Genomic DNA, 16,586 nt, shown 5'->3' on the forward strand with positions numbered 1-16,586 from the left:
CAATGCTTGCTTTGGTGACGGGGGGTGCTGGCGTCGTAGGGAAGGCGCTATGTCGGGAACTCATGGCACAGAATGTGTGTGTGCGTGTCTTGACTCTTCCGGGCGATACTTTGGCTAGTTCGTTGCCGAAGGAAGTTGAAGTTTTTTATGGGGATGTTACTAAACCCGAAACCATGAGAGCAGCCTTTGATGGGGTAGACGTGGTTTACCACCTGGCGGCAATACTTCTTTCTACAAAAGCGGGTGCCTTTGACTTTGTGAATTTTCAGGGGACCAAGAACGTTGTTGACGCGGCTCTTGAAGCAAAGGTTAAACGTTTTCTGTATGTTTCCAGTATATCCGTTACTTATCCTATACTGACTGCTTATGGACAAAGTAAATTAAAAGGGGAGTCCTATGTAAAGGCCGCAGGGGAACACGGCTTGCGTTGGACCATTGTGCGTCCTACCCTTGTAATCGGAGATGGTGGCGGAATTGAATACAATATGTTTGCCGCCTATGTAAAACGTTTCCCTGTTTATTTTTTACCGGGGGGCGGAAAGTCCTTGAAGCGTCCGGTCCGGAGCGTTGACCTTGTAAAGGGTATCGTGGCGGCTGGTCTTTCGGAATATACTCGTGGCAAGACTTACGCTTTGGCTGGCTCCACTCCCATATCCATGGCTCAAATGGCTAAAAAAATATTGGCTGCCGCTGGCAAGCGACATTTGATGATTCCCATTCCCTGGTGGATTGCCCGAAAGGTGGCTGTACTGAAAAGCTGGATTGGGGGCCGTCCCGTAACGGCAGAACAGGCTCTGGCTGGCTTTCTTTATGATGCTGTTCCCGAAATTGACTCCGCACGCCGCGATTTGGGGTATAATCCGGGAAACCCCTTTGCATAATGTAAATTTTTAGTTTATATTCTTTGTTGAAAAGAAAATTGAGGTTTTTCAATGAAGAAATTATCCGTCTTTGCTGCTGCAGCAGCCATGTCTCTTGCCTTTACTGCCTGTGGCGGTGATAGCAGCTCTTCCAATGTTGAACGTGAAGAAGATTCCTCCAGCAGCGTCGAAGAATCTTCCTCCTCTGTAGCAGAAGAATCCTCCTCTTCCGCAAAGGAAGAAAAGGGTGACCTGCCTAAGGGCGCACGTGTTGCCACTCTGGAAGACCTGGAAAAGAATTATTCTCTTCCCCTGTTTGGTACAGATCTTTACTTGGCTACAGGCTCCAAGCTGGGTGTGTTCTCCTTGTGGATTCCCGATACCGCATGGGTGGCTTTCCGCTCTGATTTCAAGGACGGTGTCCTGGAATTTTCTGAAGAAGGCAAGAACGGCAGCTTCCTGGGTGCTGATTTCGCCGTTGCCGATTCCCTGCAGAAATTGTTCAAGAAGGGTGCTACTATTAAGTTCATCGTGAACAGCGAAGACCAGCTTCAGTATTCCCTGAACGGTAGCAAGTATGCCGACCTGAAAACGGCTAAGGTTAAAATTTCTGAAAACGTGATTTCCGATGGTAGCAAGTTGAATGGCTTGACCTTGGAATGCAAACAGGAAAAGTCAACTGTTAAGTATTCCTTCTACGAAGGCCGCTACGTTGCTGAATCCGGTGATGAATGGGAAGCTGGTTACTATGATATCCAGCGCAGCAAGTTGTTGATGCTTCCGACCTTTATCGAAAAGGATTCCTATTTGCCGCTGGTGACCATGACTGTGGGTACCGACTATACTATGGATGACGCCACTGGTGGTCAGCAGACTTGTAAGTCTTCCAGCAACAAGTATGAAGCTATTAATCACGAGAAGATTGCTGGCGAATGGGTTGCCGACAAGGACGGTTATGACTGGACCTTGACGTTGAAGGATTCCGGCAAGTACAGTGTCGACTCCAAGAAGGGCAACACCACCGTCCTTAACAATTCCGGTGTCTGGGATGTTTATGGCAATGTGCTTCTGATCAAGAATACCGCTTGTAGCGAACCTGAAAAATGCCTGACAGGCATTAAGGGTGTCGTTAGCGGTTTCGATGCCAAGAAGGGCTTCAACTTGGATCACTCCAATACTGAAGAACCGTCCATGCCGACTGTATGGACCATGCCTCAGTATGAGTAATCTAGCGCTTGATTTTTAAGCGGTCGCCTGCACGTACCTTGGTGTCGTTGAGGTTATTCCATTTGACGATATCTTCGATGGTAACCTTGTACTGGCGGGCGATGTCCCAAAGGCTTTCGCCTTTCTGAACTTCATGAATGCGGTCATCTTCTTCGGATGGCTGCATTTCTTTTTGGGGTGCCGCAGGAACCTTAAGCTTTTGTCCCACGTCGATAACCGTGTTGGCGCCCATGTCGTTGAGTTCCTGGATTCTTTGTACCGTGGTCGAGAACTTTCTGGAAATGGCGGTAAGGTTATCCCCAGGTCTGACTGTATAGACTGTCAGCTTTTCTGCGGAATTAGACTTTCGTTCGCTCTTGTATTCGGCGCTCTTGGCCTGCTTTGCCGGTTTGGAAGGCGTGTGCTTGAATTCGGGAATCACGATGGAATCGCCGACGGCAAGACGCTTCTTGAATCCGTTGTTGGCCTGCAGAAGCAAAAGCACGGGAACTTCGTAGGACTTGGCGATGGCGGCATAGGTGTCTCCCGACTTTGCCACGTACTTTTCACCCTTGGCCAGCTTCGGACGTTCAACAGGAGTGGTGGCAACTGCGGCGGTCGGTTTCAATTCGGGCTTCGAAACGAAAACAGTGTCGCCTGCATTTACGAAAGAGGCGGCGTCCATGGAATTCCAGGCGCGGAGGTTTTCCTGGGAGGTTCCGAACTTGCGGGCGATCGAGGCCAGATTGTCGCCGGGCTGGACCACGTAAGTGCGGACTTTTTCAGGCTTCTTTCTGGCAGAAGAGGCCGACTTGGGCTTCGGCGTAATCCTGATGGGAATGAGCAAGGACTGTCCCGCCCTGATGCGGGTGTTCTTCATGTCGTTGGCTTGCTGCAGTTCTGAAACCTTGATGCCGTACATCCTGGCGATAGAACCCAGATTCTCGCCTCGCTTAACCTTGTGGTGGTGCCAGCTGGAGAAGTTGTTTTTCTCCATCTTGTCATAGCCGTCAACGAAGGCCGCTCTTGTACCGACAGGCAGACGCAACAGGTAGGAGTCCTTGTTGGGGGGCGTGCACCATTTTACCAGTTCCATGTTAAGGCTGCGGAGGGTGTCTTCCTTGACCTTCAGAAGGTTTGCAACTTCTTCGAGAGGGAATGAATCGAAAACGGTTACCGTATCAAAGTCCGGCTGACGTTGCGGTTCCACAATCATATCGTACTGCTCGGGGAAGTGACCGACCACCATGGCTGCAAGAATACGGGGAACATAGCGCATGGTTTCCTTGGGAAGGTCCAACTCCCAGTAAGTGACGGCAAGGCTGGAATCTCTAGTGGAGTCTGCCTTCATTTCCTTGACCAGTCTGCGGACACGGCCTTCACCGCAGTTGTAGGCGGCCATGGCCAACAGCCAGTCGCCGAATTCATCGTGCAGTCGCTTAAGATATTTGAGGGCCGCCTTTGTCGCCTTTTCCGGGTTGCGGCGCATATCTACCCAGTAGTCTACTTCAAGACCATAGCGCTTGCCGGTTTCGGGAATGAACTGCCACATGCCAGATGCCTTGGCGCGGCTGTAGGCTTTAACCTTGAATCCAGATTCCACCAGGGAAAGGTAGATCAAGTCCCGCGGCATTTGGGCTGCATCCAGCTGGGCGTAGATCAGGGAATCGTAGGCGGTCTTTCTGTTCAGGGAGCCGGACATGAAGGACCGGGCCTGGTTGGTCATGTAGTAGATTTCCTGCATGACGCGGTCGTTGAATTCCACCGGCAGGGAGAACTGTTTTAGGTCAACGGTATCCAAAAAACTTTCAATGACTTGCAGAGCGGCGCTGTCGGCCTGGTTTTCGTCAAGATCGTCAATGCCTTCAATTGAAACTTCGTTCCTTACGAAATTTTCGGCGCTTTCTCCCATTTCGGCAACGTTGGGGTACACTTCATCAAGTGCCGAGACGATGCGCTGTGGCATGGTGGCTCTATAGAGGGAGTCTTCCTGGAACGAAATATTCTTGTAGGTGGAATCGTACTTTTCAGAAACGAGCTGCCTAAGGGATTCGTCCAGGTAATGTCTTGCCAAAAGCCACTCCTGATTTTCCATAGCCTGCAATGCGTACTGGTAGTACGTCCATGATGGCCTCGAGGCGATAGCGTCGGAAACTTTTTCCTTGAGAGCCTGTTCCGTATAGGAATCATTCGTGGTATCTGCCGTCGTTTGCGGAGTCGGTTCCACTATAGGAGTTACCGGTGCGGGCTTAGAGGCGCAGCCTGTGAGGGTAAGGACTGCTAATGCAGAAAGTGTGCTTGCTAAAGAAATCTTATGGCGAAAAAATTTTTTCATCTTGCTTAACGAAGTACACGGTCAACTCCGAACCAGATGACGCCTGCCATGACAAAGGCGGCTATGATTTGGAGGATGATGATAATTTTATTTACAAAATAGGCTTTTTGTGATTTGCGGTGCCAGGAAGGGTAGACATTCCGATCTTCACTTTCAATCTGTTCTTCGTTTTGTTTTTGAGTATCGTTCATTTCGGGGAGAAATATACTCATTTAAAAAGGAGGCCTCGTGAGCGTTTCCAAAAATTTTTAACTTCTAGGGGTCTTATGAGAAAACTCCTGCTCCTCATTGCAGTTTGCGTGTCCTGTGCACTGGCTCAGATTGGCTTGGCCCAGTCTGAAAGCGGTCTGCACGCCCCTTCTGCCATGACACTTGGCCAGGGATACCTTTTTGTCTCAGGCAGTTTTGAAATGGTCAGTAATGGTGAAACTGCCAGCATGGAAGGGTACTATACCGCAGACGGTAAACAGGTTGACCTTGGCAGGAATACTCCGTCAAACGACGAGAATTTGTTTGTTTCGTTTGGTGTCCTGGATAATCTGGATTTGTCCTTTTCTGTACCGTTCCACTACGACGGGGACATTCCCGGTGATGATTTTAATGGACTTGGACTGGGTGACATTCAGGTTGCTGGCAAAATTTCGTTCCCTTTATCTGACTGGATTTATCTTGGCCTAGGGAGTGAAATCATCGCGCCTACCGGTATTGAAAATAAAGGCTTTAGACCGAGACATCGGTGGTATATAGAACGTGACGGTTCGTCTTATGCGTATACGGCGGGCAACTGGGTTGTGGGGGCGAATGCCTACTTGACGATTGTCGGTGGAGAGTTTGTTACCTTTAACAGCTATGCCGCTCTTTTAAAAGAAGTGGGTGCTGACGAAACGTTTGTCCTGTGGGGCGGCGGTTTCAATATTTTCCCAGAAAAAATGCTAACCTTGATTTTGGAAATGTCCGGCGAGAGCCCCATACGTTCTTCCCATGTGCATCGCAGTGTGCTGAACAGTCCGTTCCGCTTTACTCCTGCCCTCAAGTTGCATTTGCCTCATGACGCCTTCCTGACAGTATTCGCCGACGTAGGCCTCAATTACTTCCGTTCCGACGATCTTGATAATGGATTGCCAGTTCATCTTGAAAATTCTTCTTCGGATATAGACTTTACCATATCGGGTAGCCCTACGGTTTCAATGGGCATAACCTTGAGCAAGACTTTTGATTTTAGCTGGCATGATGACGATGGTGACGGGGTCATAGACCGTAAGGACCTGTGCCCTAATACAGGCCGTAATCAGGTTGTGAACGCTCGTGGTTGCCCTGTGGATGAAGACCGCGATGGTGTGCTGAACATCGTGGATATGTGCCCTGGAACGCCTCTCGGTGTAATCGTCGGTCGAGATGGTTGCCCTCTGGACTTTGACCATGACGGAGTGCCGGACTACTTGGATAAATGCCTTGGCACGAAAAAGGGATTTGCTGTGGATTCCACAGGATGTATGCTGGATACCGATGGCGATGGAATCGATGATAACAACGATAAATGCCCTAATACCATTCCCGGTGATCCTGTAGACAGTACAGGTTGTCCTTTGGATCAGGACCATGACGGCATTCCCAATGACGTTGATAAATGCCCTGACACACCCTCCGATGTTTCGATTGACTTGATGGGTTGCCCCTTGGATTTTGATCAGGATGGCGTGCCCGATGGATATGACCGCTGCCCTAATTCCCTGTCGGGTGAAATTGTAGACCAGTTCGGCTGCCCCAATGATGCTGATAAGGATGGTGTTCCCGATACGAGAGATTTATGCCCCGATACTCAGGAAGGTGTGGCTGTCAATAGCGATGGCTGCCGCGTGGATTCCGATGACGATGGCGTCTTTGACGAAGAAGACAAGTGCCCGAGAACTCCGGCTGGTGCACCAGTAGATTCGCTGGGTTGTGCCATCGATTCAGACCATGACGGCATCCCCGACTGGATGGACTATTGCCCGGGAACTCTTGCCAAGGTGGTGGTGGATATTGAAGGCTGTCCCATGAATGCCCGCTTGAACTTCAATTCCATGGCTCAGAGGATCAAGTTCAAACATGGGGACACGACGTTGGTCCACTCTAGCTACACAGCCCTGAGCGACGTGATTGCCGCAATGCGCAAGCATCCCATGATGCTAGAAATCCAGTGCAGTGCCAGCGATGTTAGCCCTGACCGTGCCCAGGAACTGTCCGAAGCTCGAGCCCGTTCCATATTCAATTTCCTTGAGATGAAGGGTATCAGTGAAGACCGTCTAACCTATAAGGGGTACGGAAGCAAGCTTCCGCCGACCCAGACGCAGAAGAATGGAAGTTCCGCCCTGATTCGGCTTGTTCCGGTCTTGATGAAGACTGAACCCTAAAAATTTTCTATATTAGGCCAAACGTACTAGAACAAGACGGGCTTGCGAGAATGCAGCTCGATTAAATAAAGGATTTTTATGAAGATTGCTGACAAGACCGTTGTCCTGATGCACTACACTCTTACTTCTGACGAAGGTCAGGTGATAGACTCTTCCGCTGGCCGCGACCCGCTGCAGTACATCCAGGGTGCCCATATGATCGTTGTTGGTCTCGAAAAGGCCATGGTCGGTCATGAAGTTGGCGACAAGTTCGACGTCAAGGTGATCCCCTCCGAAGGTTACGGCGAATACGACGAACGTATGACTCAGGAAGTTCCCGTTAGCGTTTTCCAGGGTGTCGACAAGGTTGAAGCCGGTATGCAGTTCTATGCCCAGACTCCGGCAGGTCCCATGCCCATTCGCGTCAAGTCCGTCAATGGCGACAAGGCTGTTATCGATGCTAACCACGAACTGGCCGGCAAGAACCTGAACTTCGCTATCGAAGTGGTCGAAGTCCGCGAAGCTACCGAAGAAGAACTGAAGCCTTTTGAACCGCATCAGTGCCATTGCGGTAAGGGTGAAAACTGCTGCCATGGCGAAGATCCTGACTGCGAATGCCACGGCGAAGGCCACAAGGAAAACTGTGATGGCAAGGGCGGTTGCGGCTGCAAGCATCACGATGAACATCATAACGGCTAATTTTTAAAGTTAGCGTTTAGAAAAAGGCGTCTGGTTTGAACCAGGCGCCTTTTCTGTCTGACTACCCCAAAAAATTAGAATAGGGTAATGCCAAAACTGAGGAACGGCTGGAAGTTTGAATTCAATTCCAGCTTGAATTCGTCACCGCTCTTGTCTTTGGAAGTCTTTCTTTCGAAGTTAGTGTGGAATGTTTCGTAGCTGTTCTTGAGACCGGTAGAGATGTAGGCCCCATGCCATGCGATTCGGAGGCCGGCGCCATAGGCGTAGCCGTAGAGTACCGGAGACAGGAACTGGGTATTGTCAGAGAAGAAGGTCTTACCGAATATACCTGCTCCAAATAGATAGGGCTTGAACATGAACTGGTAATTGTAGCTTGCGATAAGAGGGTAGGCCAGGTCAAATCCCAACTGGAAGAGGGCTGTGTGGATCTGATGTCGGCCGTCGATGTCGGACTTGCTGATGGGGGAGTCGCCGAAATAGTCTTCGTAAAGTGCCTCGAAATCCTTCATAACCTTGTCCCTGTTTGCAGGGTGGTGGCTGACGCCAAGGAACTGGTATCCTGCCATGACGTAGATGTCGAACCATCCGGTAATGGGGAGGGTTCCCGAAGCTCCGTATATGTATGAATTGTCTACTGAAATATTGTATTTCTGGTTGTGGACTTTGTAGGTGTAATCCACGTTGCCCATGCTGACGTTGCTGAATTCAATGTAAGGGCCGAATGATCCTCGGTCTTCATATTCATGGATATCGCTCCTTTCAGCGGCCGCCATGGAATTATCAATGACGATTCGGTCGGCAAAGGCAAGGGTAAGGGAACAAAGGCTCAACGTTATAATCTTTCTAAACATGAAACAAAAATTAATTTTTTTCGTGTAAATTGAAATTTTTCGTGAATTATTTGTGAAAAAAGTGTATTTTTTCGGTCATAAAAAGCAAAAACCTCTATTTGGAGCTGTAATATTATGAACAAGAAGATTTTGGGTGCCCTTTGCGCTGCCAGTTTGATGTTTTCTTTGACGGCTTGTGACGATAAGATGGATCCTAACGATCCGGCTTCCGTCCGTAAGTATCTGACTAAGCAGCAGATTGCCTTTACCCCGAACCAGTTTGTCTCCTTCGCTGTTAATGGCGATACCGCTAAGATGACCTTGTTCCTCCAGGCATCTTTCGAAATCGACCAGCCCGCCGACAACGGCAACAACGCTGTTGCTATCGCTGCCAACAAGGGTAACATGGTTGTTCTGGACTACCTCTTTGCCCATGGTGCAAAGGCTGACGTCCGCAACGGTAACGGCGAAGCTGTTATCGACAACGCTGTCATGATGGGCAACAAGGAAGTTGTTTCCCGCCTCCTCACTCAGCTGAAGGCCGAAGGCGCTGATCCCCAGACTCTGGGTACCGCAGTTCTCCTGGCCGCTAAGGCTGGTAAGGTCGACATGCTGGAAATCCTCGCCAACGCCGGTGCTTCCCTGGAAACCCGTAGCGCCGATGGTTATATGCCCATCCACTGGACTGTCAAGAACGGTCAGTATGACGCTATGATGTTCCTCATTGGTAAGGGTGTTGACGTGAACGCCAAGTGCGGTCAGGGCTACTCTGTTCTGGACTGGGCAACCAACGAAGGTTACACCCGTCTGATCAAGGCTCTGAAGAAGGCTGGCGCCAAGAATACTCCGCAGTACTTCAAGGATTCCAAGGGCAAGTAAGATTTGAGGGGAGAATTCCCCTGGAATAGTCAAAAATTCGAAAAAATCCGCAGTTTTTCTGCGGATTTTTTTGCGTTTAGGGGAGTAGACCGCCTGATTTTCTGCCTATCGGGGTGAAGTTTGTTCTTAATTGCTTATAATTCCGTTTTTTTTGAGAATTTCTGCATTTTACGCAATGGTTCTTTGTATTTTTAGGTTATGAAGTTCTCTTTACTGACCAAGTTGTGTCTATGCTTGTGCTTGACTGGCGTTTTTGCCGGTGCCCAAGAAACGGTTGAAAGCGTCCGTCGTCAGATTAAGGCGGTGGAAGCCGAAACTGCCCGCGAAAAATCCATGCACGATGCCGAAAAGAAGCGCCACGCCGAATTTGTGGAAGTTGGTCGCAAGAAAGTTCAGGCTCTTGCTACCCAGAATAAGACCCTGAAGGCCGAAATCGATTCCCTCAAGGCCGAAATCAAGAATTTGGCTGAAGCACGCCAGAAGACCGCCGGTACCATCAAGTACTTTGAAAACCGCAAGGCCAAATACAATGAATCCCTGGCTAAGGTTATCGATTCACTGGTTCCCGTGTTTGAGTCCGATTTCCCGTACCGCAACGAGGAAACGGTCACCAGCATTAAGGAAATCGCCAATCAGCTTCATAAGAGCCTGATCGAGGCTGACGATGGCCTCAACCGCACCTTGGAAGTTTTCTATGACCGAATCCGCCTTGGGTACACCACCGAAGTGTGGAACGGATTCCTGCAGGTGGATGCACGCAACGTTGCCGGCAAGTTCATGCGTTATGGTGCCGTGGCCGCCATCTTTGTGAGCAACGACGGTAACGACGTTCTTTGGTTGACCCGCACCGATAAGGGTGCCTATAAGTGGAAGAATGTTTCTGACGACCTGGCCATGCGTACCGTCCTGAAGGACGTGATGAAGGTGGCCGAGGGCAAGACTGCTCCCCGTCTGGTTACAATCCCTGTATTTATTCCCGCGGAGGCTAAGTAATGAAGTTCTTTAACCTTCGTAAGTTGATTGCCCCTGTGGCTGTTGCCGCTGTTCTCTGTGCCGCTCCCGCAATGGCTCAGAAGGGCGGAGAATCCATTGATGCTGTAAAGCTGCGTGCTGAACTGAACAGCGCCAAGGCTGACTTGGAAGAAGCCCGCAAGAAACGCGACATGGCCGTGGCCGCCCGTTGGAAGGACCGCGAAACCGCCAATCAGGAACGTGAACTTTTTAACGAGAAGTATCAGGAAAACAAGGAAAAGGTTGACGCTCTCATGAGCGAACGCGCCCGTCTTTTCGAAGATGTCCGCGTTGCCCGTGAAGACTTGGCTCAGGTAAAGCTCCAGGCTGAAAAGGCCCGCGCCGAATACCTTTCTCTGGCTGCTGGTCCCGAACGTCTTGAGACGTTGGCTAAGTTCCAGGAACAGGGAATTCCCTTCAAGATTGCTGAACGCGTAGAAGTCCAGAACAAGGTGAAGAAGGAAATGGGTCTGTATCGCGATGATCCTCTCCGTATTGCCAAGTCTATCTTGAATGTGGCCAAGAACGAGATGGCCTTTACCCGCGAAGTGCAGGTGGAACAGGCCGAACTGGTGTTCGGTACCGCTGTGGCCCAGGGTTACCGCATGCGTCTGGGTGGTTTGTTTGCCATGCAGAAGTCTACTGCGGTCATGGATTCCGCCGGCAATAGCGCCTCTGCCTTGATGCTCCCTGTGGCTGGCGAAAAGAAACGCTCCTTCAGCTGGCAAGAAAATCTGACTCCCGAAACAAAGACTCAAGTTACAACTGCTTTTGGCAGTTACAAGGATTCCGCCCATGTTATGGTGCCGGTGGACGTGCTCCTGAGTACAGAACTGAGCAGTGAACTGGCTAACCACCAGGAAACCACCTGGAAGGATGAACTGAAGACTTTCTTCAAGAACGGTGGCATTTTGATGTACCCCATCGTGGCCATCTTCGGTCTGGGTCTGTTGATTGTGGCCTGGCGCCTGCTGTGGCTCTTGATCTTTGGCTTTGGCGGTCTTGGCGTTCGCCGAACCTTGAAAGCTTTGGATAAGGGAGACATCGAAGGGGCCCGCAAACATGTAAAGAAGGCCCATGGGGAAGTCGGAAAGGTACTGAAAACCGTTCTTAACAAGGAATATGGTGGCCGCGCTGCTGCAGAAAAGGCCTTGGAAGGCGTATTCTCCGCAGACGTTCCCAAGATTGAATCTGGACTTACCTGGGTTTCCGTGTTTGCGGCGACGGCTCCGCTCCTTGGTTTGTTGGGTACCGTGATGGGTATGATCGAATTGTTTGATGTCATTACCATGCATGGCACTTCCGACCCCAAGCTTTTGGCTGGCGGTATTTCCATTGCCCTTGTGACGACGGAAGCTGGCCTTATTGTGGCTATTCCGCTGCAGCTTCTGCATACCTTCCTGGCTAACCGTGCCGACGCTCTTCGTGGTCGTATGGAAAAGGCTGGCTTGGCTGTATTGAATGCCCTTTGGATTAAAGAAAAGTAATTCGCGGTTGTTATGGATCCCATAGTGATTGCTGGCGTAGATCAGAATTCCGTCTTGGAAGCGGCTTTCGGCATCCTCTTTAGAGGGGGCTGGGTCCTGGCACCGATTTTTGTGCTGGGATGGTTTGGCTGGTTTCTGATGCTGGAACGCTATGGCTACTATTTTATGCTCCGCGGAAAGTCCCAGTCTTCTTTCTGGCGGTTGCTGAAGAAGAAGGGGGAGGACGCCGCCTTTGCGAAACTCCGCAAGCGCCCCTACGGTTACTTTTTGGCCTTGGCCGAAGACGTACGCAACCATCATCATGAAGGTCCTGTGGCGGTACGTAATGCTATGGAAGCTACTCGCCATCGCATTTCGCTGAACTTGGCGAAGTCTTTGAAGACCATTTCTACCTGCGCCGCTATAGCGCCTATGCTTGGCCTGTTGGGTACAGTTAGCGGCATGGTCCATACTTTTGAAACCATCCAGCTTTTTGGTTTTGGAAATCCGGTGCTTCTGGCTGACGGCATTTCCGAAGCCCTGCTTACGACCCAGGCCGGGCTCCTGGTGGCTTTCCCCCTGATGCTTGCCTACAACTACTTGGCAAGCCGAGTAGAAAAAGTGGAAGATGAAGCCTGGAGCGAAGCCCTGAAATTTGAAGCTTATGTGTTTGATTCCGAACGTGGTCTTGATGCTTCTTTAGTGTGTCATCCTGACTCCTCTTCAGAGAGCCAGCCTGTGTCCCCTTCAGAGAGTCATTCTGAGCGTAGCGAAGAATCCAGTGAGGTATAAAAATGAGTTTTATTCGTAAACGTAATCGCGACGCTGGCGGCATCGATGTCTCTCCCATGCTGGACATGGTGTTCATCTTGTTGATCTTCTTTATTGTGACTTCCACTTTTACCCGCGAAACCGGTGTGGACGTTACCAAGCCCAAGGCCAGTTCCGCCAAGGATCTTGCCAAGGAAAGTATTCTTGTGGGCGTTACCCGCCAGGGAACCATTCACATTAACGAAACCCAGGTGAATCTTTCTACCCTGCAGACCGTGCTCCGTCAGATGATGGCCGAGGCTCCGGATCGTCCGGTGATTATCGTTAGCGACCGTGACGCACCCAATGGCGTGGTGGTGGATATTTTGGATGAATGTAATATTGCCAAGGTCCGCAAAGTCTCCATTTCAGCAAATAAGGAAGAGTGAGCGATTGGCAATTAACAGTGAAGAGTGAAGGGGGCTGCGAGAGAGGTGTCATTCTGAGCGAAACGAAGTGGAGCCGAAGAATCTAACAATTTGGAGTCTAAAAGTAGAATTTATATGAAAAACTTTTCGTTCACAGATTTTATGGTCAAGTATTTCCGCTTTCCGGCGGCATTCGTGCTTTCCTTTGTGGTGAGTGCGGTGTTCTTCTTGGCTGTTCCTGTGATCAACGCTTTGTTCTTCGATAAGGGCGTTAAGGCCGAAAAGGAACTGGAAGCCGTTACCGAGGTGGAAGTCCTTGTTAGCGAAAAGAAGCCCGAAGTTCAGAAAAAGGTTTTACGTACTGTTGTGAATCCCAACCCCTTCAAGATCTCTTCCAATATGGGAATGGCCCGCAGTCAGAACTTCTCTATGGATTTGTCCCTGGCTCGTGGTGCTGCAGGCGATGGTGTTGCCGTTGGTACTGGCGGCATGGAAAATGTTGTTTATGAAGCTGGCGAAGTGGACGAACAGGCCGGTGTATTGCGTGAAGTGCAGCCTAAGTTCCCTGCAAAGGCCAAGCGCATGGGTGTTTCGGGTTACGTGAAGGTCTTGATTGTGATTGACGTTTACGGCGATGTGGCTCAGGCTCAGGTGTTGACCCAGGAACCTGCAGGTTATGGCTTTGATGTGGAAGCCTTGAATGCTGTTCGTCAGTGGAAGTTCAGTCCCGCTCAGTTAAGCGGATATCCCGTGGCCCAGAAGGCTACAAAGGAGTTCCGCTTTGTTAACTAGAGTGTGTCATTCTGAGTCAAAGAATCTAGTGCTTTCGTTCTTTGTCTGCATTCTTTTCTTGCTTTCTTCAACGGCATTTGCTGCCGACGATTACTTTTTCAAGGCAAACGAACTTTACGACCAGGGCAAGTACAAGGAATCTGTTCCACTGTATCGTGCTGCCATTGATGATGGCAAGTATGAACCTTTTGCCTGGTTCAATTTGGGTAACGCACTTGTTCAGCTGGGACGCAAGGAAGTGGCCTTGGTGGCTTACCGCCGTACTGTGGAACTGCTGCCCAATTTCGAGAAAGCCTGGATGCTCATGGGCGACATCTATTACCTGGCTGGGGATGCGGGAGAGGCCATTGCTGCCTATAACCGCGCAGTGGAACTGGGTGTAGAATCGGACCATGTCCATTTTGCCTTGGCTGAATGTTATTTGAAGGGCCGCGATTGGACTCTTGCCCAGAAAAATTTTGAACGGGCTCTCCAGCTGAATCCGGATCGTATGGATGCCTGGTATGGCTTGGCCGAAGTCTATGAAAAGTTAGGCGATTATGAATACGCTATCAAGACTTTGCAGAATGCCTTACAGATGACCGCCACCGCTGGCGCAGATGTCCACTTTACCATGGCTTACTACTATCGTAGCATGGATTCCACCAAGAAGTCCTTGAACGAAATGGAAAACGGACTGCTGATGGATCCGGAAAATGTTTCTGCCCGCCGTTACCTGGCTCAGATGTACGTGAAGCAGGAATCCCCCTGGATGGCCATCTTTACCTTGGAAGAAGGTTTGCGCCATAAGAAAGGCGTCGCCGATTTGAATCTTGATCTAGGCCAGATTTACTTCAATCAGAAACGCTACGACGAAGCCTTCGAATGCTATATGAAGGCTTGGCTTGCAGGCAATTCCCAGGGACGCATCGGTGCCGAAAACGTGGGCCATGTGTTCTCTAACGAAGGCGATACTGAAAAGGCCGAAAGCCTCTACAAGCGCATCCGCGAAAAGAAATAGCCCCGTTGCTGGCTATCGTTGCAAAACTGCCTAAAAATACAACAAAAACTTATGAAATCTTTACAAAAAACTTGTCCTTTGACAAGGGTTTTCTATATTTTTCAAAAATTTTTATTTATCAGGGAATAAAAAATGAAAAAATTGTTTGGTTTGGCCCTCATCGGGCTGATGGCTGGAACTGCAGGCGCTGCAACAACAACAACAACGGAGACTGCTGTTGGAGAACCCTCTGTTTATGGAGCGGTTTCTGTACAGAGGTATGATGTTACGGTAAAGACCACTTGTGGCTCTTTCGAAATAGGTTGTAAGTCCTCCTCCTCCACATCCTCAGAGTTTGTAGCAACGATTGATGGTGATGGTGAAACCCGCCTGGACGCGATCAAGATTCCCGAGGATATCGCTGTAGCTTCCATTACCTATGACCGAAAGTTCACTTTGTATTTTGACAATCCTAGATATTCCACTGTAGTTTTCCCTTTTAGTTTCAAGACTAGCTGCATTGATAAAACTGAATATGGACAAAATCAGATTCCATTTAAGTTTTATAAAATTGTTAGCTATAACGGTTCTTCTTTTGTTGCTGCGGAAGAGACCACCGAAATTGCTGCTCATCAACCTTATATTGCAAAGCCCGTTCTTTCTCAAGGTTACGAGAACGGAATTCATTATGCTTATATGAGTTTTGCCAATAGTAATGGCTGCTCCTACACACTTAAAAAGAACTATGATGCTGAAACAGATAAATTTGTAGAAAGCAAGTATAGCTTTGATGCCGGTTCTTTGAATGGTACTTGGAATTTCATGGGAACATATGAAAAAATTCAATTTACTGCAGATACTAAGGCTGGTGTTTATGGCTTTGCTTCTGCAGAAAAAAAGGATGATCAGGGAAAAGTTGTTGTCAAAGCAGGCTCTTTTGTGAAGGCTGGTGACAATGCTTCCGTTCCGCCCATGCGTGCTTACTTAGTTTACAACAAAAATGGCTTCAACAAGGAAGGCAAGCCTTCTCCGGATGGCGAAACATCCGTCGCTTCCATCTCTGACGAAGATCTGCCGGAAGTCATTACTGTCAAGTTCATCGATAAGGACGAAAATGGCAACGAAGAAATCACCGCCATCGCTCAGATGAACACCCGCACCGGTGAAATTTCTACCGATAAGAACCTCTGGTTTGATCTCAAGGGCCGCAAACTGAACAAGAAGCCCACCGTCAAGGGAACCTACTACAACAACGGCCAGAAGGTCATCATCAAGTAAGGTGTCAAAAAAATGTTTAAGAAAGAATATGTCGCTCCCAAGATGGACGTTGTAGAAATGAAAATCGAGACCGTTCTCATGGAGTCCGGTGGCACCGATGGTGGCCCCGAAGCCACTGAATACGATGGCGAATTCGGCTGCCTCTACAATCCCGAAATGGATAAAAAGGCTTAATTTATTTACAAATAGCCTCCACAGTCACCCCGGATCCACCCGGGGTCTTTTTTTTTCGTACGTCATGCCGAACTTGTTTCGGCATCGACATTCCCGAACCAGAGCCTTCACCGCGTAATGTCTCTGAGTCGGCATTCCCATATCCCTGAGCTATACGAAACTCGCCACATCAGTGCCCTAGTTGAGTTATCCTCTTTGAGGAGGTGTCGAAGGGCACCTCGGCAGGCTCGGTGACCTTGCGAAAGCCTCCTGTAAAATGCGTAAAAGTAGCCGACAAATTGCAAAGCACCGTTTCACGCAGATGACAGCGCTTCCGCAAAATGCAAAGCTCCGTTTCACGCGGATGACAATCGCAAAGGCCGGGATGACAGCGCTTCTTTGTTCGTGCTAAAAAATTTTACAATCATTTTTCAAAAAATCGGGATCCATTCCCCGCAAAAAAGCGTGTATAGGATTGGTGGCGATTTTGCCTTCCCGCAAAGGTGTGCGCAACAACCGAAAAAATACATGAACAAAAGAAAACATGA

16 protein-coding genes are annotated in these 16,586 nt (G+C 49.4%); 13 read left to right on the forward strand and 3 right to left on the reverse strand.

The window, feature by feature from the left end:
• The first annotated feature begins 2 nt into the window (after window positions 1–2).
• Both BUB73_RS07610 and BUB73_RS07615 read left to right on the forward strand, forming a co-directional pair.
• Window positions 3–881: an NAD-dependent epimerase/dehydratase family protein gene (locus tag BUB73_RS07610; RefSeq protein ID WP_073160010.1), complete on the forward strand. Its 879-nt coding sequence runs from the start codon at window positions 3–5 to the stop codon at window positions 879–881.
• 51 nt (window positions 882–932) lie between these two features.
• A complete protein-coding gene (locus BUB73_RS07615) occupies window positions 933–2,087 on the forward strand; it encodes a hypothetical protein (protein WP_073160012.1) in 1,155 nt (384 codons plus the stop codon).
• A gap of 1 nt (window position 2,088) precedes the next feature.
• On the opposite strand, the gene BUB73_RS07620 is transcribed toward BUB73_RS07615, so the two are convergent.
• Together BUB73_RS07620 and BUB73_RS07625 are read right to left on the reverse strand one after the other, a co-directional pair.
• Entirely contained in the window at window positions 2,089–4,401 is a 2,313-nt protein-coding gene (locus BUB73_RS07620; RefSeq protein ID WP_073284807.1) for a LysM peptidoglycan-binding domain-containing protein, read from the reverse strand.
• Between the two features lie 5 nt (window positions 4,402–4,406).
• Window positions 4,407–4,613: a hypothetical protein gene (locus BUB73_RS07625; RefSeq protein ID WP_073236713.1), complete on the reverse strand. Its 207-nt coding sequence runs from the start codon at window positions 4,611–4,613 to the stop codon at window positions 4,407–4,409.
• 54 nt (window positions 4,614–4,667) lie between these two features.
• Here BUB73_RS07625 and BUB73_RS07630 point away from each other — a divergent pair, with 54 nt between their 5' ends.
• Both BUB73_RS07630 and slyD read left to right on the forward strand, forming a co-directional pair.
• Window positions 4,668–6,794, forward strand: a complete 2,127-nt coding sequence (locus BUB73_RS07630; RefSeq protein WP_073284810.1) for a thrombospondin type 3 repeat-containing protein — start codon at window positions 4,668–4,670, stop codon at window positions 6,792–6,794.
• A 78-nt stretch (window positions 6,795–6,872) separates the two neighbouring features.
• Complete coding sequence (slyD, locus tag BUB73_RS07635; protein WP_073160026.1) at window positions 6,873–7,472, forward strand: peptidylprolyl isomerase; 600 nt, start codon at window positions 6,873–6,875, stop codon at window positions 7,470–7,472.
• A 74-nt stretch (window positions 7,473–7,546) separates the two neighbouring features.
• Here slyD and BUB73_RS07640 read toward each other — a convergent pair whose 3' ends face one another.
• Window positions 7,547–8,323 (reverse strand): hypothetical protein, encoded by a 777-nt coding sequence (locus BUB73_RS07640; RefSeq protein ID WP_073236708.1) that lies wholly within the window; start codon window positions 8,321–8,323, stop codon window positions 7,547–7,549.
• A 114-nt stretch (window positions 8,324–8,437) separates the two neighbouring features.
• On the opposite strand from BUB73_RS07640, the gene BUB73_RS07645 reads away from it, so the two are divergent.
• The 9 genes from BUB73_RS07645 (at window position 8,438) to BUB73_RS17230 (ending at window position 16,059) form a co-directional block, all read left to right on the forward strand.
• Window positions 8,438–9,181, forward strand: coding sequence for an ankyrin repeat domain-containing protein (locus tag BUB73_RS07645; protein WP_073160030.1), 744 nt, complete (start codon window positions 8,438–8,440; stop codon window positions 9,179–9,181).
• 198 nt (window positions 9,182–9,379) lie between these two features.
• On the forward strand, window positions 9,380–10,174 hold the full coding sequence (locus tag BUB73_RS07650) for a DUF3450 family protein (RefSeq protein ID WP_073160032.1): 795 nt from the start codon (window positions 9,380–9,382) through the stop codon (window positions 10,172–10,174).
• Entirely contained in the window at window positions 10,174–11,679 is a 1,506-nt protein-coding gene (locus BUB73_RS07655) for a MotA/TolQ/ExbB proton channel family protein (protein ID WP_083539692.1), read from the forward strand. The genes BUB73_RS07650 and BUB73_RS07655 overlap by 1 nt, the downstream gene beginning before the upstream one ends.
• A gap of 12 nt (window positions 11,680–11,691) precedes the next feature.
• On the forward strand, window positions 11,692–12,450 hold the full coding sequence (locus BUB73_RS07660; RefSeq protein ID WP_083538222.1) for a MotA/TolQ/ExbB proton channel family protein: 759 nt from the start codon (window positions 11,692–11,694) through the stop codon (window positions 12,448–12,450).
• Between the two features lie 2 nt (window positions 12,451–12,452).
• Window positions 12,453–12,857 carry an ExbD/TolR family protein gene (locus BUB73_RS07665; protein ID WP_073160035.1) on the forward strand — a complete coding sequence of 135 codons (405 nt, stop codon included), beginning with the start codon at window positions 12,453–12,455 and terminating at the stop codon, window positions 12,855–12,857.
• A 114-nt stretch (window positions 12,858–12,971) separates the two neighbouring features.
• A complete protein-coding gene (locus BUB73_RS07670; protein WP_073284813.1) occupies window positions 12,972–13,628 on the forward strand; it encodes a TonB family protein in 657 nt (218 codons plus the stop codon).
• Window positions 13,629–13,656: 28 nt separating this feature from the next.
• Window positions 13,657–14,628 (forward strand): tetratricopeptide repeat protein, encoded by a 972-nt coding sequence (locus BUB73_RS07675; protein WP_249269335.1) that lies wholly within the window; start codon window positions 13,657–13,659, stop codon window positions 14,626–14,628.
• Between the two features lie 132 nt (window positions 14,629–14,760).
• Window positions 14,761–15,885, forward strand: coding sequence for a hypothetical protein (locus BUB73_RS07680; RefSeq protein ID WP_073160041.1), 1,125 nt, complete (start codon window positions 14,761–14,763; stop codon window positions 15,883–15,885).
• Window positions 15,886–15,897: 12 nt separating this feature from the next.
• Window positions 15,898–16,059, forward strand: coding sequence for a hypothetical protein (locus BUB73_RS17230; RefSeq protein WP_170932284.1), 162 nt, complete (start codon window positions 15,898–15,900; stop codon window positions 16,057–16,059).
• Window positions 16,060–16,586 lie beyond the last annotated feature (527 nt).

The organism is Fibrobacter sp. UWH6 (genome assembly GCF_900142465.1).
In the GTDB taxonomy this organism is placed as follows: Bacteria; Fibrobacterota; Fibrobacteria; order Fibrobacterales; family Fibrobacteraceae; genus Fibrobacter.